Below are 20,334 nucleotides of genomic sequence, written 5' to 3'. Positions count from 1 at the left end.
TTACTCCTACAAAATAATTTGACTGATGTGTTTGATTAATATTTTCTAGAATTTACCAAACTTCTTTTCTAAGCTGTTGTTTGGTGTTTTGTCTTTCTCGACGGTGCTGAGCTCTAGGTTTTTCTGTTTCATGGATCCCTCCTTTTTGTAGTAAAGGGGAGAGCGCAACAGGATTACGAACTTTGATTTTAGGCATTGCTTTAAGTTTCATCTATTTAACCTTTTATACATAGAACTTGTTTAAGGGTGTGCACGATTTCGATTAAATCTGATTGGTTTGCCATGACTTGATCGATATCTTTATATGCACTTGGTATTTCGTCAATTACACCACCGTCTTTACGACATTCAATACCTTGGGTCTGTTGAATTAAATCCTCTTGACCAAAAAGTAATTTGGCTTTACTACGGCTCATTTTTCGTCCTGCGCCATGTGAACATGAGCAGAATGAATCAGGATTCGCTTTGCCTTTCACAATATAAGAGCGAGCCCCCATAGAACCAGGAATGATGCCTAATTCATCTTGGCCCGCTCGAATTGCCCCCTTACGTGTGATTAAGAGATGCTCACCAAAATGAGTTTCTTGACTGACGTAATTATGGTGGCAATTAATCGCTTCTTTGGTCATTTGAAAAGGTGGTAGCAGTGGGCGGATTGCCTCTAAAATCAGACGCATCATTTCACGTCGGTTTTCAAATGCATATTCTTGTGCCCATTGCACGGCTTCAACATAGTCATTAAAACTATTTGAGCCTTCTGCAAAATAACTCAAGTCCTGATCTGGGACATGCCCAAATCGATGTTGAGCTTCTTTCTTTGCTAGCTCGATAAAATAAGTTCCAATCACATTACCTAAACCACGGCTACCCGAATGGAGCATGACCCAAACGTCCTGATTTTCATCTAAACAGAGTTCGATAAAGTGATTGCCACCGCCTAAGGTACCGAGTTGTTTTTTCCATGTCGCATCAAACTTTCTGAGCATCCGAACTAAGCCAGGGTGCTTTTTAATGATCGGCTGCAAGCGTTTTTCCAGTGGAATAATACTTGAGGCTTTCGCCTTAATTTGTTTGTGTAATTCAAAGCCTACAGGGACTTTACGTTCAATTGCATGGCGTAAAGGTGCGAGATTATCTGGCAACTGTGATGCTTTGAGATTGAGTCGGATAGCATTCATGCCACAACCGATGTCGACACCGACAGCAGCAGGAATAATTGCATGTTTGGTTGGAATGACGCTGCCAACAGTTGCGCCTTTACCGACATGCACATCAGGCATCACGGCAATATGTGAATACACAAATTGCAGTTGTGCCATTTTCTTTAGTTGTTCAATGCTTTCGCTATCAATATCATTAGTGAATATTTTTACTGGAACACCATATTCAGCATCAGCATCAGCATCAGCATTAAGTATTTTTTGTATGCCCATTTTGTTTGCTCGGTTATTTTAATATTGTGTCCGAATAGACATAAAAAAACCTAGCGAATGCTAGGTTAAGTAGAGCATTCGGACAAGTGATGATTGGATTTGTACACTTGTCCGTGAGTCGACAGTGCCAAATCTTAGCGTGTTGTTCCTTGTAGTGCTGGCATGATGTCGTACTCCTATATAATAGTGTAGCTGAAAATATGAGCAAATAATTTTACTGATATTTAGTTAAGGGTCAAGTGAATTTTTGGCTTTTTATTCGCCTTCTTTCACGTTCATGTCTTTATATGCAATCAACTTAGTTTTGTGCTTCCATTTATAGCCCAACCAGATCGCCAAAAATAATGGGATACTGATATAGGTTGAAACTAAGCCTAACCAATCAATTTTGCCACCTAGCACAGCTTGATAGTTTTGTCCTAAAATAATGATTGAACACAGAATAAAGGCAAACCATGGTGCAAATGGGAAAAACTTGGCACGGTAAGCCAAATCTTCTAATTTATAACCTTGAGCAATATAACCTTTACGGAAACGATAATGTGAAATTGCAATTCCTAACCAAACGATAAAACCACACATCCCAGACATATTTAACAACCAGTTAAATACTTGTTTTTCCCCGATAAAGGTGGTCAAGAAACATAATGCAGCAACTGCTGTTGTTGCATAAAGTGCATTCATGGGTACGCCACGACCATCAAGTTTTGAGAACCATTTTGGCGCTCGACCTTCTTTTGCCATATCGAACAGCATACGCGTAGATGAGTACATCCCAGAGTTACCTGCAGATAAAATCGCGCTGAGAATAACGGCATTCATCAAACTTGCAGCAAAGGCAAAGCCTGCTTTTTCATACAATAAGGTAAATGGTGAGAGTGCAATATCTTCACTTTGTGCAGCTTTTAATAGAAGCGGATCATCATAGCTTACCAATGTACCAATGATAAAAATACATAAGATATAAAACAGTAAAATACGCCAGAAGATTTGTTTAATCGCCAAAGGAATCGTTTTCTTTGGATCTTTCGATTCACCTGCGGCAACACCAACCATTTCAGTTCCTTGGAAGGAGAATCCAGCGATCATGGCAACACCAATCAGGGCTTGTAAGCCACCAACAAACGGTGCATCTTTATAATGCCAGTGTTGAAAGGTTGATACATTCGGTGTCATCATAATTTTAACAATCATCCAGATACCGATGACAATAAACACAATGATTGCAAGCACTTTAATCAAAGAAAATAAGAATTCACTTTCACCAAAGCCTTTTACCGTCAATGCATTAATCGCAAAAATAATGGTAAGGAAGATTGCACTCCAATAAAACCCAGGAATATCTGGGAACCAGAATTTCATGATGAACTGAACTGCGACCAATTCAAAAGCAACGGTAATTGCCCAGTTATACCAATAGTTCCAGCCTAAGGCGAAACCAAAACCATCTTCGACATAACGACTGCCATAGGTGAAGAATGCACCTGAAGTTGGATTGTGCGTGGCTAATTCACCGAGACTCGTCATCAAGAAATAAATCATGATCCCGATGAGAGCATAGGCCAATAACGCACCACCGGGACCGGCTGTTGCGATTGTTGAACCTGAAGCAAGGAATAAGCCTGTACCAATTGATCCGCCAATGGCAATCATATTCAGGTGGCGTGCTCCGAGCTGACGCTGAAGGTGTTGAGGAGCAGATGTATCGCTCATAAAAATTCCTTAAACTGTTTATTTCGCACAGGCATATAACACTTTGAATCCCTGTTGATCTGCCTTCACAAGACATTGACCAAAGCTCTGCTCTATCAGAGGTGGATAGTTTAGAAAACGATTCGCCACGATCCATAGTTCACCTGAATTTTTCAGATGCTTTTTCGCCAATTGGCAGAGCTCTTCACTTGCATCGTAATTGGTATGAATGCCTTGATGAAAAGGTGGATTACTTACGATGGCATCTAGATCTTTAGGCGCATCAACAAAACTTGTGACAGGCTGTAGATGTAGCTGTGCTAAGTTCAGATGATTTTTTTGAAAAGTGAACTCAGTAGACCGTAATGCAAATGCATCAACATCAAGTGCAAAAATGTGCTGGTTTGGATTTATTTTGGCTAAATAAGCACTAATAATTCCAGCACCGCAACCAAAGTCGGCAATCTTACCTGATTTTACTTGGCTCAGGTAAGGGAGTAATACGGCTGTTCCAATATCTAAATGGTCTTGACTAAATACACCCGGTAAAGCACAGATTTCGAGCTGTTCTTGATTGACTTGCACAATATAGTTTTTTAACCAATGGTCAAGTGGTTTGTGTATTTCTCTCTTTTCAATTTTCATGTGCCAAAATTGACAGTGGCGTGCACTATCAATTTTAAAGGCTTTACCATATTGCAGGAGTTGTTTTGCAGCACGTTCAACACCGCCTTTTTTTTCACCCACTAGAAATACGCTTTGACCGAGTGTTAACTGGCTCACCACGACATGAAGAATATAATTCAATAACTCTTTAGATTTTGGAACGAAAATAACAACCTGATCAAAACTTGCTTGTGGAAACTCAACTGAGAAATATGAATTTATACCAGTGCTTTGAAAACCTTGATGATCAGCATAATTCCAAGTCCAGACAGACGCTTGTACTTGGTGAGGTAAATTTTTGGCGAGTTGATCATTGGGCGCATTAATCAGTAAGATTTGCCCATTTAAATAATCTTGTTGTCGTATAACGACTTCACTACGTGGATCCATTTTGATCTCTCATCAAAAACAAAGCCCAGTGGTGAAACTGGACAATTACGATGGTTAAAAGACTATTTTTGAGTTTCAGGTAAAACAATATTTAAAATCAACGCTGCAATACCACCCGTTGCAACACCTGAGCTGAAAATATTTTTGAATAATTCAGGAAGATGTTCAAGGATTTGTGGAACTTGTGCTACACCTAAACCTAATGCAAGAGAAATCGCAATAATCAGTAAAGCGCGGCGGTCAAGATGAATACTTGAAAGAATGTTAATTCCAGATGCAGCCACCGCACCGAACATTACCATTACCGCACCACCTAGCACTGCTTGGGGAACAGCTTGAATGACTGCAGCTACAGCAGGGAAGAGACCTAAAATGATCAATAAGATCGCAATCCAGATCCCGACATAGCGACTTGCCACACCAGTGAGTTGAATCACGCCATTGTTTTGTGCAAACACTGAACTTGGGAAGGTATTGAAAATACCTGCTAAAAATGAGTTGGCACCATTCACAAGTACACCACCTTTAATGCGTTGCATCCAAATGGGGCCGTCTACAGGTTGGTTGGAGATTTTGCTTGTCGCTGTCACATCGCCAATGGCTTCAAGTGAAGTAACGAGATAGATGAATGCCATTGGAATGAACAAGCTCCAAGAGAAGCTTAGACCAAAATGCATAGGGGTAGGAATCTGAATTAATGGTGCATCTTGCAATACGGAAAAGTTTAAATGACCCATAAAGCCTGCAAGAATGTAACCAATCACCAATGCGATTAAAATTGCTGAACTTTTTACCCAAATAATTTGAACACGATTCAATAAAATAATGACCGCCAGTACTGTACAGGACATGATCAGATTGTCTGTATTGGCAAAAGTATGATCTTGCATGGCCATATAACCACCTCCCATGCTAATCAGACCTTCTTTAATCAGTGTCAAACCAATTAAGAAAACAACGATACCTGTAACTAAAGGGGTAATTAATTGTTTTACCCAAGGTAGAATCCGAGACACGCCCATTTCAATAAATGAACCTGCAATTACCACACCGAAAATAGCAGCCATCACTTGCTCAACAGGCGTACCTGCAGCAACCATGGCGCTACCAATACCAATAATTGGGCCAATAAAGTTAAAACTTGTCCCTTGAACAATCAATAGTCCTGCACCGAAAGGACCGACCTTTTTACACTGTAAAAAGGTTGCAATTCCTGAGATGATCAGAGACATCGAAAGGATCATATTGGTGTCTTCACGAGATACACCAAGTGCTAAGCAAATTAATAATCCTGGAGTGACAATCGGGACTAAAATTGCTAAAAGATGTTGTAAAGCCGCTAAAAATGCGATGAACGGTTTTGGACGATCATTGAGTCCGTAGACGAGATCAAGTGGCTGTTCGGGTTGAGAATTTGACATGGGAGTATAAGAAAAGCGATAAGCAATAGTGGAATATTCTAATAGAGTTAGGCTACTTTACCAACGATTCTGAAACAGTTCGTCCGAAAAAAAGTTTCATGTCAACAAACTGTCACTACTAAAGTTTAGGATTTTTCTATATAATCTGCCCTCAAATTTTAAGCGTATCGAATTCTATGTCTGATATTAAGAATCTCCGCAATATCGCAATTATTGCGCACGTCGACCACGGTAAAACCACGCTTGTCGATAAATTACTTCAACAATCTGGTGCTTTAGGTGACCGTGCAGGCGAGATTGAGCGTGTCATGGACTCGAATGCGCTTGAAAGTGAACGTGGTATTACTATTCTTGCAAAAAATACGTCAATTACGTGGTTAGATCAACGTACTGACACAACTTACCGTATCAATATCGTAGACACCCCAGGACATGCGGACTTCGGCGGTGAAGTTGAACGTGTAATGTCGATGGTTGACTGTGTATTGCTTCTTGTTGACTCTCAAGAAGGTCCAATGCCACAAACTCGCTTTGTAACGCAAAAAGCGTTCGCGCGTGGTTTGAAGCCAATCGTAATTATCAACAAAGTTGATAAGCCAAGTGCACGTTGCGACTGGGTAATCGATCAAGTATTTGACTTGTTTGATAACTTGGGTGCAACTGATGAACAGTTAGATTTCCCAATCGTTTATGCTTCTGGTTTACGTGGTGTAGCTGGTCCTTCTCCTGAAGAATTAGCGGAAGATATGACACCATTGTTCCAAACTATCGTTGATATCGTTGAACCACCAGCAGTTGATGTTGATGGTCCATTCCAAATGCAGATTTCTTCACTTGACTATAACAGCTTCGTTGGTGTTATCGGTGTTGGTCGTATTCAGCGTGGTGGTGTAAAAACGAATACTCCTGTTACTGTGATTGATAAAGAAGGCAATACACGTAACGGTCGTATCTTAAAAATCATGGGTTACCACGGTTTAGAGCGTATTGATGTTGAAGAAGCATCAGCAGGTGATATCGTTTGTATCACTGGTATTGATGCACTCAATATTTCTGACACAATTTGTGATCAAAAAAATGTAGAAGCTTTGCCACCATTGTCTGTAGATGAACCTACGGTTTCGATGACATTCCAAGTAAACAACTCACCGTTTGCTGGTAAAGAAGGTAAATTTGTAACATCACGTAATATTCGTGAACGTCTTGATCGTGAATTGATTCACAACGTGGCATTACGCGTTGAAGATACTGATAGTCCAGACCGTTTTAAAGTTTCTGGTCGTGGTGAACTTCACCTTTCAGTATTGATTGAAAATATGCGTCGTGAAGGCTTTGAAATGGGCGTATCACGTCCACAAGTGATCATGAAAGAAGTCGATGGCGAAAGACAAGAGCCATACGAAAACGTAACGTTTGATGTTGAAGAACAACATCAAGGTTCAGTAATGGAACAAATGGGTCACCGTAAAGGCGAAATGACCAATATGGAAGTTGACGGAAAAGGTCGTATCCGTATTGAAGCAACTGTACCTTCACGTGGTTTAATCGGTTTCCGTTCTGAGTTCTTAACCATGACTTCTGGTACAGGGATTATGACATCAAGCTTCTCGCACTACGGTCCTGTTAAGCAAGGTACTGTTGCGAAGCGTCAAAACGGTGTATTGATTTCTATGGTTCAAGGTACTTGCTTGGGCTATGCATTATTCAGCTTACAAGACCGTGGTCGTTTATTCGCTAAACCTCAGTTAGAAGTTTATGAAGGAATGATCGTGGGTATTAACTCACGTTCGGACGATATGGTTGTTAACCCAACTAAAGCAAAACAATTAACCAACGTTCGTGCGTCTGGTACGGATGATGCTTTAACTTTAACGCCTGCAATTGAATATACGCTTGAACAAGCACTTGAATTCATTGAAGATGATGAGTTAGTTGAAGTAACACCAAAATCGATCCGTATTCGTAAACGTTACTTAACTGAAAACGAACGTAAGCGTAACCGTGATAAATAATTTTTCTTCACTGAAAAATGACAAAACCGCTAAATTTATTTAGCGGTTTTTTATTGCATAAATTTCAGGGTAGGGACATCCTTAAACATATATTTTTATTAAAATAAAAAAGTGTTGTTAAAGTGTGAAATAGCTTTCTTTTTTTGATGAAAATATTAAATTATGAGCATTATGTGGATAGCCGCAACTGTGTAATAAACAATGCAAAATGGGTTGCGATTAAGTTCAACTCTGGAGAGTTATAAATGAGTATTATTCAAGAATTTAAAGAATTTGCCATCAAAGGCAATATGATGGATCTTGCCATTGGTGTCATCATTGGTGGTGCATTTGGTAAAATTATTGATTCATTGGTGAAAGATATCATCATGCCACTTATTTCAGTTATTACTGGTGGGGGTGTTGATTTTACACAGAAGTTTATTGTGCTCGGAGACAATCCAAATAATTTACAGTCTTTAGATCAATTAACGAAAGCAGGTGTCAATGTTTTAACCTATGGTAATTTCTTAACCATCTTTATTAATTTCATTATTTTGGCATGGGTTGTGTTTCTTATGGTGAAAGTAATGAATCGTATGCGTAAACAAAAAGAAGCAGCGCCAGCAGCACCAGCGCCTACACCTGAAGATATTCAATTATTACGTGAAATTAGAGACTCTTTGAAAAAATAAGTACTTATTATTTTCATAAAAAACGGCATTTAAAAATGCCGTTTTTTATTGGAAATAGATAATTCCATATTTGGAACGCAAGCTTTTACATGGAAAATTGCAAGATTTGACTTTAAAATATTTGCATATTTGAATGGAACAGCAATCATGAACCAACTATTTGTCTATGGCACACTTTGCCCAAACCGAGAAAATGCGCATATTTTGGGTGGAATCGGTGGAGATTGGCAAAAAGCATCGGTACACGGCACAATTCATATTTTAGATTGGGGACCAGACAAAGGTTTACCTGCCTTAGTTTTGGCTGAACAAGATCCATTAATCATGGGATATTTATTCAGCACGGAAAAATTAGAACAAAACTGGCAAATGTTAGATGAGTTTGAAGGATTCCAATATGAGCGAGTTGTTGCTGAGGTTATCTTGGAATCTGGTAAAAAAATACATGCATGGACTTATGTGATGAAACCGCAAGAATTAAAATAACTGAGAAGAGGAGAGAGCTTAAAATAATTAAGCTCAAACCATTATCTTAAGCCATCCATGCGAAATTTCACTTCAATTAAGTGAAAACCAAATTGGCTTTTGATCGGGCCGTGTAAGATTCGTTCTGCTGCTGTAAAAACTAATTTATCAATAACAGGGACCAATTGCCCCTTTTTCACTTCACCGAGTTCGCCTCCACGTTTAGCTGAGTTGCAAGTAGAGTATTGTTTGGCGATTTTGCTAAAATCAGCACCAGACTGAATTCGTTTTTTTAGCTGTTCGGCTAAGTCTTTATCTTTGACGAGAATATGTCGAACAATTGCGGTTTGCATAAGGTTATTCTCCTTGATTGCATCTTAAATGGTCTATACTTTGCTTAGTTTCAAAGGTTGGCATTGTGGACAAAATACACTAGCACGTTGACCTAACTTTAAGTTTTCTAATGTAGTTTCACAATTAACACACATTTCACCTGCGCGACCATAAGCTAAAAGTGTCTGCTGAAAGTAACCATTTTCACCCATGGCATTACTATAGTCACGCAAAGTTGATCCACCTAAATCAATTGCTTGTTTTAAGATGCGTTTTACTTCGATGACTAACTTTTCCACTTGTGCTTTGCTCAGCGTCGAAGCAGGTTGCGCAGGATGAACCCCAATGTTGAATAAACTTTCAGTTGCATAAATATTGCCCACACCAACCACTATATGGTTATCCATTAAAGCAATTTTAATGCCGACATTTTTTTTAGCTAATTTTTCATGCAAATAGGTTGGATTAAAATTTTCAGTTAATGGTTCTGGCCCTAGCGAATCAATCAATTTACTTTGATTAGTTTCATCTAACCATAGAATACACCCAAAGCGCCGTGGGTCATGGTAGCGGAGTTGCTGATCTTCAAATTCGATCACAAGATGGTCATGCTTTTTTAATTCATCACTGGATTGACATAGGCGAAAGCTTCCTGACATACCTAAGTGCCAAAGCATTTGATCTTGTTCAAATTCAGCCAAAATATATTTGGAACGACGTTTGAGTTGAGTTAAACGTTGACCAATTAATTTTTCAAGATCATCAGGGATAGGCCAGCGCAAACTAGGATTGTGTACTCTTACAGCTTGTACACGTTGCTCTAAAAGCGGCAGTAAACTGGTTTTTGTGGTTTCAACTTCAGGAAGTTCGGGCATAGTGAGCTCAAGTTGTTTCAACAACAATACAATGAGGGTAAATGTTTAACTTACAATTATGACGATATTTAATTTGATTGGCTAATCATCATTAAAATTGATTTTTGGTTTTTTAGCTAAGGTTAAAGATCTAATCTAATTATAAAATAATGAAATACTTACTTTAAAAAGCTTGCCCTTAAATTCTGTGAAACAAGGAATTTTCATATCTTTAGTAAAAAAAAATTTTTATATGGTAGTGTTGCAATAAGCATGGGTTTGAATGGTTCTTTTGCTTGGACTGTTGAATCAGAAGTCGATCGGCCCATACAACTTCCGGATAATTAAGGTCCGAGCAACTCCTACTGACACAGCTTATATTGAAACACCAGCATCAATTTTTAGGGTAGATATGCCTAAAAACGATCAGAGCTTAGAAGTTGATTTAACTGAGCTTGTGAAAGGGATACCGAGTGTTCAACTGCGCAATCGAGAGAATTATGCCCAAGATTTGCAACTTTCTATGCGTGGTTTTGGTGCACGTCCCACATTTGAAGTTCGTGGAATTCTTTTATATAGCGATGCTATTCCTGCCACAATGCCACAATGCCACAATGCCACAATGCCACAATGCCACAATGCCAGATGGACAAGGGCAAACCTCAAATATTGATTTAAGGAGTTTAAGTCATCTTGAAGTATTAAAAGGTCCATTTTCTTCGTTATATGGAAATTCTTCAGGAGGTACGATTTTAGTAAAAACAAAGGAAGGACAGGGTAAAGATTCGATAGAGATGAGTTATGCGGGCGGTAGTCATCACAAAAATCATGCTGGTTTAGTTTTACAAGACGGTTTAAAAAATCAAAATGAACCAAGTTATATGATTAACTCATCCTATTTTGATACAGATGGTTATCGCGATCATAGCAGTACAGAAAGTATCAAACCAATTCTGAAAAAAATACATGTTTACTTTTTAATGACAACTTAAACAATTGCATCGCCTTATACAGGATATATATTTTGCTATACGGATTGGAGTTTAAATGGATTTACCCCTATAGATAATTTATTTAATAAACAATATATCGGTTCAGTGATTGTGAACGAAGGAAATAATCGCTTCTTTGAACCTACAGATGGGCGCAATTGGAGTGCTTGGATTAAGTTAAGCAAACAATTTTAAATAAAAAGCAGCACTCTTTAGAGGTGGAGTGCTGCTGAATTGATTATTAGTTCTTTGTTTTTACTGAAGTTGCTTTTTTTGCAGCAATTGCTTCTTCAACTTTAGCCAATGATTCCTTCGCATTTGGATAGTTAGCTGCTGCTAAGCGAGTAAAAATATTTTTTGCCTGCTCTAAATCTTGGTCAACAATACCTCCATTTGCTAACATATTGCCGAGAACCATTAAAGATGGTGCATAACCTTTTTTAGCTAAATCTTTAAGGCTATCAATCGCCTGTGCTTGCATAATAGGATTTTTATTTTTAACACCAACACTCAAATCGTAGATTGTTTTGAGATGTTTTGCTGGATAATAATCTTTCCGTAGCAATGGTAATAGTTTCTGAACAGCGATCTGATCGTATTCAGGTTTACCTTGCTCAAATAAAATTTTTGCAGTTTCAACAATGGCTTCATTAGAGCCTTGTTTAGAAGCTTTATCTAAATATTCTTTGTATTTTTGATTATTCTTAGTGATGCCCAAATCACCTTTATGATAAGCCTGTGCTAATGTATAACTGGCTTGAGCAAAGCCTTTATTTGAAGCATCTTGATAATGCTGTGCGGCTTTCTTTTCATCCTTTACTGTGCCTTGACCAACTTGAGTCATATAACCTAGGTTATAAATTGCTTGGGCATTCCCTGTATCTGCGAGACGCTGCATTTCTTGAAACGCGGCAGGGTAGTTTTTTGCTTCGTATAGTTTAGTTGCTTGAGCAAATGTATCTGGTTTTGCAGTTACTTTACTATCAGCCGCAAATGTTGAATGACTTGTAGCAAGAATTAAGCTGGCAATCAGCAACTTTTTCATTTTATTTATTCCTTTCACAGATATCTGCTTTAATCCATTACATGGCAGTTTTGAATGCCTTCATCATAAAAGTTTGCTGTGAAATGTAAATATGGATTTTGTATAAATCTTGCTTAATTAATTTATTTTAATTTTTATATTATTTAATATAAATCAGAATCTTATGTTGTAAGTGGTGGCTTGCCAGTCAACTGAAAAGCCACCACCTAATTAGATACTATTTTTTAGTTTGTGCTTCTAATAGAAGTTGTTCAATTTGTTGAGCATTTTGTGGTAAGCCCGCGACTCTAGTGCCATTTTCAAGGAAGATTGTAGGTGTCCCACTAATTTCTAGATTTTGTCCTAAAGCAATATTTTTCTGTACAGGTGTTTCACATGTACCTGAATTTTGGGCTAACTTACGATGTAGCATGTAATCTTCCCAAGCCTCATATTGGTTTTTGGCACACCAAATTTTATTTGCTGCAGTTTCAGCTTGTGGATGCAATTTCTTAAGTGGGAATAAAAAAATGTAGACCGTTACATTGTCGATAGAGGTCATATATTGTTCAAGTTTTTGACAATATGGGCAATCGGGATCGGTAAAGACATATAGAGTACGTTCGCCTTTACCTTTGATGTGCTTAATGGCTTGTTTGAGAGGAAGTTGTTTTACATCAATTTTACTCAGTTCAGAGATACTATCTTCTGTTAGGTTTTTCTGATTTTTTACATCGAGTAAATTGCCAAAAAAAAGATATTTAGCATTTTCATCTGTATAGATAATCTTACCAGACACATAGACTTCATAAATTCCACTTAGTGGAGATGGGGTGACTGAAGTAATGGGAATATCTGGATAATTTTTTTTAAAGTTTTGTTCTAAGGTTCTGCTATCAGCATGTACTATTTGTAAGCTTAATAGACTCAGTGATAAGGCTGATAGCCAAGTTTTCATGGTTATTTTCATTTGAGAGAGATATTGTTGAGAATAGGTGAACAATAACCTTCATTTCGATTCTCGACAAGAATGATCATTAAACTTTATTTCAAATAAGGCTGCATTGCCAATTGCAGTAATTCAATCAGTTCGGGATCCATCTCTATATCGACCAGAAGCATCTATCCATATAGAGCCTCTGATGTTTGAAAGAGTATAAAGATCTGGAATAGGTGTTTTATCTATAAATTCTGGTTTTTAATTCATTAGGAAGGCTTTGGATTCTTTAATTAATTTTTTCTGTGTTAGCAAAACTAGATTGCATATTAAATAAAGCGGTAGCCATCGTAATCATAAAAAGTAATGTAGACTTGAGTACAACTAATTCCGATAAATTGAACAAAATAAAAAAAGTATTTGTTTTAAATAGGAGTATATGCTTAATTTTAATTAAAGGATCTTATTTATAATTAAAAAGCCCTAGTAAAAGGGCTTTTGTTTAAAATGATTATTGTGGTCGTGCTACATCACCATTTAATACTTCTGGTAAATCCAAAACCTTTACACCAAGTTCTTCTAAAGCAACTGGTTTTGCAATTACAAGTGCGATATAGCCATCTTCACATGCAGCACTATTCACAACCTCAACATCTTTACTTAGCTGGCTAGCAGGAGAAGGCACAGTATCTTTGCCTTGGATTAAATGTAACCAATGTTTTGGTTTTGCTTTAAACCATAGACGTGCCACAATTTCCTGACCTAAATAACAACCTTTGTCAAAATGTACACCATCACGTTGATGCAAACGTAGTTCTTGTGGTTGAAACAAATGTTCTGTACTTTGACTAATCCATGCTTGACCTGACTGAATCGCTTGAATTTGCCAAGCATTGATGTCTGTCTCCACAGAAGAAAACTCAGTTTGAATGCCATTTAATGAAGGAAAAACAGATCCTATTTCTTCTAATTTCATTTTTGAAAAAGCACCAAACTTTTTAATATGTTTGGAAAACTCTTCGGCTTGATCTTGGGTGATTACAAGTTCAAAACTTTCTGGATTTAATCTTTTAATCCATAGCCCAAAATGAATACGTCCTTTTAAGTCACAAATAGCGGTATAGCGATTTTCATTTTCAGGGAGACGTTCTACATGAACAGTCACTTGACCCTGTAGAAATTTTTGCGCATCTACACCATTCAAGCTAAAAGCAGTAAAAGCAAGCTGACTCATAGATTAATCCCAAAGCTGCGTTCTTATCACTAAATATGGAGTGCTATTTTGCGCCATTTTTTACAAAAAAGCAGCTTTAGATTCTAGATATTCGGGTTCAATTGAGCGATTGAAGGAATAGTATTTCATGACTAAATCGGTATGATAGAGGCACGAATTAAAAATAACTTAACCTGAGAATAATAATGAGTGGAACAGTACAACTACATCGTGTATTTAATGCACCACCAGTTCGTGTTTTTAAAGCCTTTCTCGATCCAGATGCCTTGGTAAAATGGATGCCACCTCATGGTTTTACTGCCAAAATCCATCACTTAGACCCACAAGAGGGTGGAACATACAAAATGTCATTTACTAACTTTTCAACTGGACAAATTCATTCATTTGGAGGGACGTATATTGAACTTATCCCGAATGAATTATTACGCTATACCGATAAGTTTGATGATCCTAATTTACTAGGTGAAATTCAGGTCAAAATAAAATTAAAATCAGTGGTAGTAGGAACCGAAGTGCATATTACTCAAGAGGGAATACCTGATGTTATTCCTGTTGAAGCGTGTTATTTTGGTTGGCAGGAATCTCTGTATTTATTGGGATTTCTGATTCAAGCTGAAATTCCAAATGAATAACAACTCCTTAGCTTAATTCAAACTAGCTAAATTTTTAATATTTAATCATATTGGGGAATATTATGTCTGAAGAAATTCTTGAACACAGAGAACAATTGGCTCGTGTTGCCATGCGCGAAGCTTTAGAAAATCAACAAGCAGAAGATAGTGTGGAGTTATTTATTCAACATCATCTTGAAGAAGTTGAACCTGAATATTGGGAAAAATACTTTGACACATCAAAACCTAATTTATTACAAATTTTAGAGTTACTGGTATTAGATTCACGTTGGGATGAGGGGGATCTGGAAAGTTATGAAATTTTAGATTTCACCTTACCAGATGAGATCACAAATTACGTTATCTGCGTTAGTTTTGATTCAAAAGGGCAAGTTGTTAATATTTCAATGGAAAGCTGAAAAATTTGTGAGATATGGGGGAGGCTGATGTGAGAATTGAAATTAAACGTATTTATTGATCTTGTTGAGCCGACGGATGGACAGCATGTACTCGTAGATCGGTTATGGCCAAGGGGAATATCGAAATAGCAGGCACATTTAGATTTATGGCTTAAAGATATTGCACCCTCAACTGAATTGAGAAAAAGCGTTTTGTCATAAGGTTGAACATTGGCTGAGTTTTCAGGAAGAATATTATGAAGAGCTTAAAGAAAACCCTTATGTAAATCAGCTTAAAGACATGGTACAGCAACAGTAAGTAACGCTCATTTACGCAACTAAAGATATTAAGCTTAGTCATGCCCTAGTACTTAAAAATTATTTAATTGGACAAGCGATTCAAGCTTAAATTTTGAAAAAATGCGTCTATCGATCATAATAGTGCTTTTGAGATGTTTTTATGTCTTTTCCACACTGCCCAAAATGCCAATCAGAATATACTTACCAAGATGGCGACTTATTGATTTGCCCTGAATGTTCACATGAATGGAAAGAAGGTGAGGCATCTGCTTCAGAACAACAAGAGATTATTAAAGATGCCAACGGTAATATTTTAGTTGATGGTGATAGCGTCACTGTCATAAAGGATTTAAAAATCAAAGGTTCATCATCTGTAGTTAAAGTCGGGACGAAAGTGAAAAGTATTCGTTTATTAATCGATGCGAATGATGGACATAATATTGATTGTAAAATCGATGGGATTGGTGCAATGAAATTGAAATCTGAATTTGTAAAAAAGATCTAATCCAAATCATTTAAGGGAGCATGTCAGTGCCCCTTTGCTATTCAAAAACTTACCAAAAGTGAACAATAAATCATTTTCTATTGGTATAAAAAATAATCTATAAATAAAGCTATAACAATCAAAACAACAGTTTTCAATAAAAAAGCCGTTTATTATTAAACGGCTTTTTTATTGCTAGGATGAAGATTAGCCTATAAGTTTAGCTAAGAGTTCTTCTTTACCTAAATTGCTTGCTTCAAGATCGCGACGACCTTTGTACTCAAAAGTACCTGCATCAAGACCTTTCTCACCAATAACAATACGATGAGGAATACCCATTAATTCAAGATCAGAGAATTTCACACCAGGGCGTTCATTACGATCATCAAGCAATACATCATAGCCTTGAGCTTGTAATTCAGCATAAAGCGCTTCAGCTGCTTCAAGGGTACGAGGTGATTTATGCGCATTCATTGGCACAATCGCAATGTCGAATGGAGCAATCGCTTGAGGCCAAATAATTCCTTTGTCATCAAAGTTTTGTTCAATTGCTGCTGCAACCACACGTGTTACACCAATTCCATAGCATCCCATTGTAACAGTAAATGGTTTACCATCTTCACCAAGTACTTTACACCCTAAAGCTTCTGAGTATTTTGTACCGAGTTGGAAGATATGACCGACTTCAATACCACGTTTGATTTGAAGTGTACCTTTACCATCTGGAGAAGGGTCGCCTTCAACAACATTACGTAAATCATAAACTTCGGTGAATTTTGCATCACGCTCCCAGTTCACACCTGTCGCATGTTTATCGACTTCATTTGCACCCGCAACAAAGTCAGATAATACGGATGCAGCACGATCCACAATCACGGTTAAGCCTTTTTCAACTAAACCTTGTGGACCGCAGAAACCTGCTGTTAAACCATGTTGTTCTAATTGTGCTTCAGTTGCAAATGCCAAAGGTGCAGCAATTAAAGGGTGCTTTTCAGCTTTAATATCATTCAATTCGTGGTCGCCACGTAAAAATAGAGCAACAACGGGTGTATTGCCATTTTCATCTGTTTGACCTTGTACAAGTAAAGCTTTTACAGATTGTTTTGCATCACTGTTTAAAAATTGGCAAACATCGGCAATTGTTTTCTGATTTGGTGTATCGACTAAGGTCATTGTTTGAGCTGGCGCAGCACGCTCACCGACTAACAATGCTTCTGCCATTTCAACGTTAGCGGCGTAATCAGATTCAGTAGAAAATGCGATATCATCTTCGCCACTTGCAGCAAGTACATGGAATTCATGTGATGCAGAGCCACCGATTGAACCTGTGTCTGCTTGTACAGGGCGGAAATCGAGACCTAGACGTGTAAAAATACGGCTATAGGTGTCATACATGACATCATAAGTTTCTTGTAGTGATGCTTGATTTGCATGGAACGAGTAAGCATCTTTCATGATAAATTCACGAGATCGCATCACACCGAAACGTGGACGAATTTCATCACGGAATTTAGTTTGGATTTGATAGAAATTTACTGGTAATTGCTTATAACTTTTCAGCTCATTACGTGCCAAATCTGTAATGACCTCTTCATGAGTAGGACCAAGCACGAATGGATTATCATGACGATCTTTGAAACGAAGTAATTCTGGACCGTATTGTTCAAAACGACCAGATTCTTCCCAAAGCGCAGCAGGTTGAGTGACAGGCATAAATACTTCTAATGCGCCTGAACGGTTCATTTCTTCGCGAACAATCGCATCTACTTTCTTTAAAACACGTGTTCCCATGGGCAACCAAGAGTATAAACCAGAAGCTAATTTACGAATCATCCCCGCACGTAACATGAGCTGGTGCGAAATGACTTCAGCATCATTTGGGGTTTCTCTTAACGTTGCAAATAAAAAGCGGCTTGCGCGCATGGAAACTATCCTAAAGTTAAGTGTTATTTAGAAATACTCAAACGAGCAAAATTATCTACTCGGTTTTAAGCAATTGGCATTATGACATGAATCATTGAATTTCGTGTAATCTAAAGCAAGCTGAATGAATTAAAACTATGAAAAGTTAGGATTAATATTTTTGAGAGACCATGCAAGAAAAATTCTAAGTCTATTGTGTTTTTTGTTCAATATTTTTTAAACGGTTAATAATATCAGCATAATCTGTTTCAGTTTTATGATATGCATTACGTAAACTTTCTACTGTTCTTTTTACATTTTCAATATTCTTGGCATTATTGTCTAAATTATTTTTGAGTTGAGCGGGGGGCGTTTCTCCCTTACGATGATATTCCATCTCTTGTCGCTTAAATCCAATTTTGTCTTGTTGAAGCTGTTGTAATTGTTGTTGTTGATAATTAAGTTGCTTTTTCAAACTAGCCAAAATTTGATCTCTTTTTGTTGCCGCTATTTTTGTATTTCCATAAGCACGTTTTAATCTCATATCTTGTTCGCGTTGACGTGCAATAAATTCGCGACGAGAAGATTGTTGTACATCTACTGTTGCGTTATAAGCACGGTTGCGTTTGATCACTTGCATATTACGATCAAGTGCTTCATAACCATAACGAATATGTTCAGGTGTAACTGATGTACTCACATTAGCAACACCATTTTTATCATAATAACGATACCATACAGCTTTGGGTTGCTCTGTGGCTGCAAAACTTGAACTGCAAAAAATCAATAAAAAAAACGCGCAAATGTAATTACGAGCAATCGTTGTAAAGTGGCTAATGCCGAAACCGCACTTTAACGAACCAGTCATTACATTCCCCGGAAAAAGTTAACTAAATCACTTATTTTTAAATAATAATCAGTTGTATATTAGTAGCTATTTAGATAATTAAAAATAGTGAGTATACAAAAAATTTAGGAATTTGACGAAAAGTGTGAGAAATTTGTTATTGTTGGTGAAAACTGATAGGTTGGTTCAAAAAACTTCATTGATAATGCAAGTAAAGATATGTTAAAAATATCAACTGATGTGTATAAAACAAATTAAACCAACCATAATTTGTATTGAGTGAATGGGGCAGGACAATTAAATGGAAGATAAATTTCAAAATTTGAAAGTAATGGTGATTGATGATTCAAAAACGATTCGTCGTACAGCTGAAACGCTTTTACAACGAGAAGGTTGTGAGGTGATCACCGCTGTTGATGGTTTTGAAGCATTATCAAAAATTGCAGAAGCAAATCCTGATATCGTGTTCGTCGATATCATGATGCCTCGTTTAGATGGTTATCAAACCTGTGCACTGATTAAAAATTCTTTAAATTACCAAAATATCCCAGTGATTATGTTGTCAAGCAAAGACGGTTTGTTTGATCAGGCTAAAGGGCGTGTTGTGGGTTCGGATGAATATTTAACTAAGCCATTTAGTAAAGATGAGCTGTTAAATGCGATTCGTAATCACGTTAGCGCATAAAATTTAAATTGAGGAAAAAATGGCTCGTATACTTATTGTAGATGATTCACCTACTGAAACATTTCGCTTTAGAGAAATTTTGACTAAACACGGTTATGAAGTTTTAGAAGCAACCAATGGCGCTGACGGTGTCACAATGGCGCAAGCAGAACTACCAGATCTCGTATTAATGGATGTGGTAATGCCAGGAATGAACGGTTTCCAAGCGACACGCCAAATTAGCAAAGGTAAAGACACGCAGCATATTCCTGTTGTGATCGTAAGTACCAAAGATCAGGCAACAGATCGTGTTTGGGGTAAGCGTCAAGGTGCTTGTGATTATTTGACCAAGCCGATTGATGAGCAACAGCTCATTGATGTGATTAAACAATTATTAAGTTAATTCGTACGAGCCTTTTCATTACTCAATACGGGATAGGGTATGGCAGCAAATGGATTTATCGAATTGCTTCGCTTATCCAAGCGAGGCAACAAACAATATGCTTCAACTCAAAATGAAGTCAGCCGTTGGTCTGGTATCGCATTTGAGATGTTAGGGCAATATTTCGTTGCACCATTAGGGGAGATTTCGGAGGTGATTTATCCTCCAAAATATACCCCTGTTCCTAATACTCAGGCATGGGTACGTGGTTTGGCAAATATTCGTGGTCGATTGCTTTCAGTTTCTGATTTAACACATTTTATTTCAGGACAACGGAGTCAGTTTTCACCAACACAAAAAGTAATATGCATTAGCCATCAAGACCATTATGTGGGTTTGGTTGTCGACCAAGTTCTTGGGATTCAGCACTTTAATAAAAAGAGTTTCTTTTCACAAAGTGCTGATCTAGATGATAAATTGAAAGATTATTGTCAGGGATACTTCCATCAACATAATCAGCAATGGCATGTGTTTTTACTGAGTCGGTTGTTGCAAAATCCTCAATATATGAATGCATCAATAAAATTTATAAACTAATTTGATACGCTACGGAAAATAA

Annotated in this window: 21 protein-coding genes and 3 pseudogenes; 11 read left to right on the top strand and 13 right to left on the bottom strand. The window is 37.4% G+C overall.

From position 1 onward, the window contains the following. Window positions 1-52: 52 nt before the first annotated feature. The 5 genes from F908_RS16135 to F908_RS11685 all read right to left on the bottom strand — a co-directional run bounded on the left by F908_RS16135 (window position 53) and on the right by F908_RS11685 (window position 5,602). Window positions 53-211 carry a hypothetical protein gene (locus tag F908_RS16135; protein WP_005162067.1) on the bottom strand — a complete coding sequence of 53 codons (159 nt, stop codon included), beginning with the start codon at window positions 209-211 and terminating at the stop codon, window positions 53-55. Window positions 212-215: 4 nt separating this feature from the next. Beyond that, window positions 216-1,433, bottom strand: a complete 1,218-nt coding sequence (locus F908_RS11700) for an RtcB family protein (RefSeq protein ID WP_005162064.1) — start codon at window positions 1,431-1,433, stop codon at window positions 216-218. Between the two features lie 255 nt (window positions 1,434-1,688). Next, a complete protein-coding gene (locus tag F908_RS11695; protein WP_005162062.1) occupies window positions 1,689-3,146 on the bottom strand; it encodes an amino acid permease in 1,458 nt (485 codons plus the stop codon). 18 nt (window positions 3,147-3,164) lie between these two features. Then, entirely contained in the window at window positions 3,165-4,181 is a 1,017-nt protein-coding gene (locus tag F908_RS11690; RefSeq protein ID WP_005162059.1) for a class I SAM-dependent methyltransferase, read from the bottom strand. 62 nt (window positions 4,182-4,243) lie between these two features. Further along, window positions 4,244-5,602: a uracil-xanthine permease family protein gene (locus tag F908_RS11685; RefSeq protein WP_005162043.1), complete on the bottom strand. Its 1,359-nt coding sequence runs from the start codon at window positions 5,600-5,602 to the stop codon at window positions 4,244-4,246. A gap of 176 nt (window positions 5,603-5,778) precedes the next feature. On the opposite strand from F908_RS11685, the gene typA reads away from it, so the two are divergent. The 3 genes from typA (at window position 5,779) to F908_RS11670 (ending at window position 8,774) form a co-directional block, all read left to right on the top strand. Next, window positions 5,779-7,614 carry a translational GTPase TypA gene (typA, locus tag F908_RS11680; protein ID WP_004664688.1) on the top strand — a complete coding sequence of 612 codons (1,836 nt, stop codon included), beginning with the start codon at window positions 5,779-5,781 and terminating at the stop codon, window positions 7,612-7,614. Window positions 7,615-7,859: 245 nt separating this feature from the next. Continuing rightward, window positions 7,860-8,288, top strand: a complete 429-nt coding sequence (gene mscL, locus F908_RS11675) for a large conductance mechanosensitive channel protein MscL (RefSeq protein WP_005162040.1) — start codon at window positions 7,860-7,862, stop codon at window positions 8,286-8,288. 147 nt (window positions 8,289-8,435) lie between these two features. Continuing rightward, the gene (locus F908_RS11670; protein WP_005162038.1) at window positions 8,436-8,774 is read left to right on the top strand and encodes a gamma-glutamylcyclotransferase family protein; all 339 of its coding nucleotides are present in this window, start codon (window positions 8,436-8,438) and stop codon (window positions 8,772-8,774) included. 41 nt (window positions 8,775-8,815) lie between these two features. Here the strand turns inward: F908_RS11670 and F908_RS11665 are convergent, their stop codons facing one another. Both F908_RS11665 and mutM read right to left on the bottom strand, forming a co-directional pair. Next, a complete protein-coding gene (locus F908_RS11665; protein ID WP_004664683.1) occupies window positions 8,816-9,106 on the bottom strand; it encodes a peptidylprolyl isomerase in 291 nt (96 codons plus the stop codon). Between the two features lie 33 nt (window positions 9,107-9,139). Continuing rightward, window positions 9,140-9,961 (bottom strand): bifunctional DNA-formamidopyrimidine glycosylase/DNA-(apurinic or apyrimidinic site) lyase, encoded by an 822-nt coding sequence (gene mutM / locus F908_RS11660; protein ID WP_005162035.1) that lies wholly within the window; start codon window positions 9,959-9,961, stop codon window positions 9,140-9,142. 252 nt (window positions 9,962-10,213) lie between these two features. Between mutM and F908_RS15725 the strand changes: the two are divergent. Further along, a pseudogene (locus tag F908_RS15725) lies at window positions 10,214-10,884 on the top strand (TonB-dependent receptor plug domain-containing protein); the annotation flags it as partial. Window positions 10,885-11,173: 289 nt separating this feature from the next. On the opposite strand, the gene F908_RS11650 reads toward F908_RS15725, so the two are convergent. The 4 genes and pseudogenes from F908_RS11650 to F908_RS11640 all read right to left on the bottom strand — a co-directional run bounded on the left by F908_RS11650 (window position 11,174) and on the right by F908_RS11640 (window position 14,127). Then, window positions 11,174-11,977 carry a tetratricopeptide repeat protein gene (locus tag F908_RS11650; RefSeq protein WP_005162029.1) on the bottom strand — a complete coding sequence of 268 codons (804 nt, stop codon included), beginning with the start codon at window positions 11,975-11,977 and terminating at the stop codon, window positions 11,174-11,176. Window positions 11,978-12,194: 217 nt separating this feature from the next. Next, window positions 12,195-12,926: a DsbC family protein gene (locus F908_RS11645; protein ID WP_034602751.1), complete on the bottom strand. Its 732-nt coding sequence runs from the start codon at window positions 12,924-12,926 to the stop codon at window positions 12,195-12,197. 135 nt (window positions 12,927-13,061) lie between these two features. Continuing rightward, a pseudogene (locus tag F908_RS16340) lies at window positions 13,062-13,251 on the bottom strand (DsbC family protein); the annotation flags it as partial. A gap of 153 nt (window positions 13,252-13,404) precedes the next feature. Further along, on the bottom strand, window positions 13,405-14,127 hold the full coding sequence (locus F908_RS11640) for a CAF17-like 4Fe-4S cluster assembly/insertion protein YgfZ (RefSeq protein WP_005162027.1): 723 nt from the start codon (window positions 14,125-14,127) through the stop codon (window positions 13,405-13,407). A 185-nt stretch (window positions 14,128-14,312) separates the two neighbouring features. Here F908_RS11640 and F908_RS11635 point away from each other — a divergent pair, with 185 nt between their 5' ends. The 4 genes and pseudogenes from F908_RS11635 to F908_RS11625 all read left to right on the top strand — a co-directional run bounded on the left by F908_RS11635 (window position 14,313) and on the right by F908_RS11625 (window position 15,941). Continuing rightward, the gene (locus F908_RS11635; RefSeq protein WP_005162026.1) at window positions 14,313-14,759 is read left to right on the top strand and encodes an SRPBCC family protein; all 447 of its coding nucleotides are present in this window, start codon (window positions 14,313-14,315) and stop codon (window positions 14,757-14,759) included. 62 nt (window positions 14,760-14,821) lie between these two features. Continuing rightward, window positions 14,822-15,157, top strand: a complete 336-nt coding sequence (locus F908_RS11630) for a DUF2004 domain-containing protein (protein ID WP_004664670.1) — start codon at window positions 14,822-14,824, stop codon at window positions 15,155-15,157. A gap of 29 nt (window positions 15,158-15,186) precedes the next feature. Continuing rightward, window positions 15,187-15,545: pseudogene (locus F908_RS16335) on the top strand (DUF488 domain-containing protein). Window positions 15,546-15,596: 51 nt separating this feature from the next. Beyond that, window positions 15,597-15,941, top strand: a complete 345-nt coding sequence (locus F908_RS11625) for a zinc ribbon domain-containing protein YjdM (protein ID WP_005162025.1) — start codon at window positions 15,597-15,599, stop codon at window positions 15,939-15,941. Window positions 15,942-16,127: 186 nt separating this feature from the next. Here the strand turns inward: F908_RS11625 and F908_RS11620 are convergent, their stop codons facing one another. Together F908_RS11620 and F908_RS11615 are read right to left on the bottom strand one after the other, a co-directional pair. Next, window positions 16,128-17,843, bottom strand: coding sequence for a proline--tRNA ligase (locus tag F908_RS11620; protein WP_005162024.1), 1,716 nt, complete (start codon window positions 17,841-17,843; stop codon window positions 16,128-16,130). 190 nt (window positions 17,844-18,033) lie between these two features. Further along, a complete protein-coding gene (locus F908_RS11615) occupies window positions 18,034-18,690 on the bottom strand; it encodes a hypothetical protein (RefSeq protein WP_005162020.1) in 657 nt (218 codons plus the stop codon). A gap of 280 nt (window positions 18,691-18,970) precedes the next feature. Here F908_RS11615 and pilG point away from each other — a divergent pair, with 280 nt between their 5' ends. From pilG to F908_RS11600, 3 genes are read left to right on the top strand one after another with little or no spacing between them, the layout of a single operon-like run. Further along, window positions 18,971-19,354 carry a twitching motility response regulator PilG gene (gene pilG / locus F908_RS11610; protein ID WP_004652356.1) on the top strand — a complete coding sequence of 128 codons (384 nt, stop codon included), beginning with the start codon at window positions 18,971-18,973 and terminating at the stop codon, window positions 19,352-19,354. Between the two features lie 19 nt (window positions 19,355-19,373). Beyond that, entirely contained in the window at window positions 19,374-19,736 is a 363-nt protein-coding gene (locus F908_RS11605; protein ID WP_004664659.1) for a response regulator, read from the top strand. A gap of 39 nt (window positions 19,737-19,775) precedes the next feature. After that, entirely contained in the window at window positions 19,776-20,312 is a 537-nt protein-coding gene (locus F908_RS11600) for a chemotaxis protein CheW (RefSeq protein WP_005162018.1), read from the top strand. Window positions 20,313-20,334 lie beyond the last annotated feature (22 nt).

Source organism: Acinetobacter sp. NIPH 284 (genome assembly GCF_000369425.1).
Classification (GTDB): domain Bacteria; phylum Pseudomonadota; class Gammaproteobacteria; order Pseudomonadales; family Moraxellaceae; genus Acinetobacter.
This window is presented reverse-complemented; position numbering and strand designations above follow the sequence as displayed.

What these genes read in the sequence shown, in the direction of transcription:
- F908_RS11625 (WP_005162025.1), top strand. Translation starts at nt 15,597, where the DNA reads ATGTCTTTTCCACACTGCCCAAAATGCCAATCAGAATATACTTACCAA.
- typA (WP_004664688.1), top strand. Translation starts at nt 5,779, where the DNA reads ATGTCTGATATTAAGAATCTCCGCAATATCGCAATTATTGCGCACGTC.
- F908_RS11640 (WP_005162027.1), bottom strand. Translation starts at nt 14,127, where the DNA reads ATGAGTCAGCTTGCTTTTACTGCTTTTAGCTTGAATGGTGTAGATGCG.
- mscL (WP_005162040.1), top strand. Translation starts at nt 7,860, where the DNA reads ATGAGTATTATTCAAGAATTTAAAGAATTTGCCATCAAAGGCAATATG.
- F908_RS11620 (WP_005162024.1), bottom strand. Translation starts at nt 17,843, where the DNA reads ATGCGCGCAAGCCGCTTTTTATTTGCAACGTTAAGAGAAACCCCAAAT.
- F908_RS16135 (WP_005162067.1), bottom strand. Translation starts at nt 211, where the DNA reads ATGAAACTTAAAGCAATGCCTAAAATCAAAGTTCGTAATCCTGTTGCG.
- F908_RS11605 (WP_004664659.1), top strand. Translation starts at nt 19,374, where the DNA reads ATGGCTCGTATACTTATTGTAGATGATTCACCTACTGAAACATTTCGC.
- F908_RS11670 (WP_005162038.1), top strand. Translation starts at nt 8,436, where the DNA reads ATGAACCAACTATTTGTCTATGGCACACTTTGCCCAAACCGAGAAAAT.
- F908_RS11695 (WP_005162062.1), bottom strand. Translation starts at nt 3,146, where the DNA reads ATGAGCGATACATCTGCTCCTCAACACCTTCAGCGTCAGCTCGGAGCA.
- F908_RS11630 (WP_004664670.1), top strand. Translation starts at nt 14,822, where the DNA reads ATGTCTGAAGAAATTCTTGAACACAGAGAACAATTGGCTCGTGTTGCC.
- F908_RS11690 (WP_005162059.1), bottom strand. Translation starts at nt 4,181, where the DNA reads ATGGATCCACGTAGTGAAGTCGTTATACGACAACAAGATTATTTAAAT.
- F908_RS11635 (WP_005162026.1), top strand. Translation starts at nt 14,313, where the DNA reads ATGAGTGGAACAGTACAACTACATCGTGTATTTAATGCACCACCAGTT.
- F908_RS11685 (WP_005162043.1), bottom strand. Translation starts at nt 5,602, where the DNA reads ATGTCAAATTCTCAACCCGAACAGCCACTTGATCTCGTCTACGGACTC.
- F908_RS11665 (WP_004664683.1), bottom strand. Translation starts at nt 9,106, where the DNA reads ATGCAAACCGCAATTGTTCGACATATTCTCGTCAAAGATAAAGACTTA.
- pilG (WP_004652356.1), top strand. Translation starts at nt 18,971, where the DNA reads ATGGAAGATAAATTTCAAAATTTGAAAGTAATGGTGATTGATGATTCA.
- F908_RS11600 (WP_005162018.1), top strand. Translation starts at nt 19,776, where the DNA reads ATGGCAGCAAATGGATTTATCGAATTGCTTCGCTTATCCAAGCGAGGC.
- F908_RS11700 (WP_005162064.1), bottom strand. Translation starts at nt 1,433, where the DNA reads ATGGGCATACAAAAAATACTTAATGCTGATGCTGATGCTGATGCTGAA.
- F908_RS11615 (WP_005162020.1), bottom strand. Translation starts at nt 18,690, where the DNA reads ATGACTGGTTCGTTAAAGTGCGGTTTCGGCATTAGCCACTTTACAACG.
- F908_RS11650 (WP_005162029.1), bottom strand. Translation starts at nt 11,977, where the DNA reads ATGAAAAAGTTGCTGATTGCCAGCTTAATTCTTGCTACAAGTCATTCA.
- F908_RS11645 (WP_034602751.1), bottom strand. Translation starts at nt 12,926, where the DNA reads ATGAAAATAACCATGAAAACTTGGCTATCAGCCTTATCACTGAGTCTA.
- mutM (WP_005162035.1), bottom strand. Translation starts at nt 9,961, where the DNA reads ATGCCCGAACTTCCTGAAGTTGAAACCACAAAAACCAGTTTACTGCCG.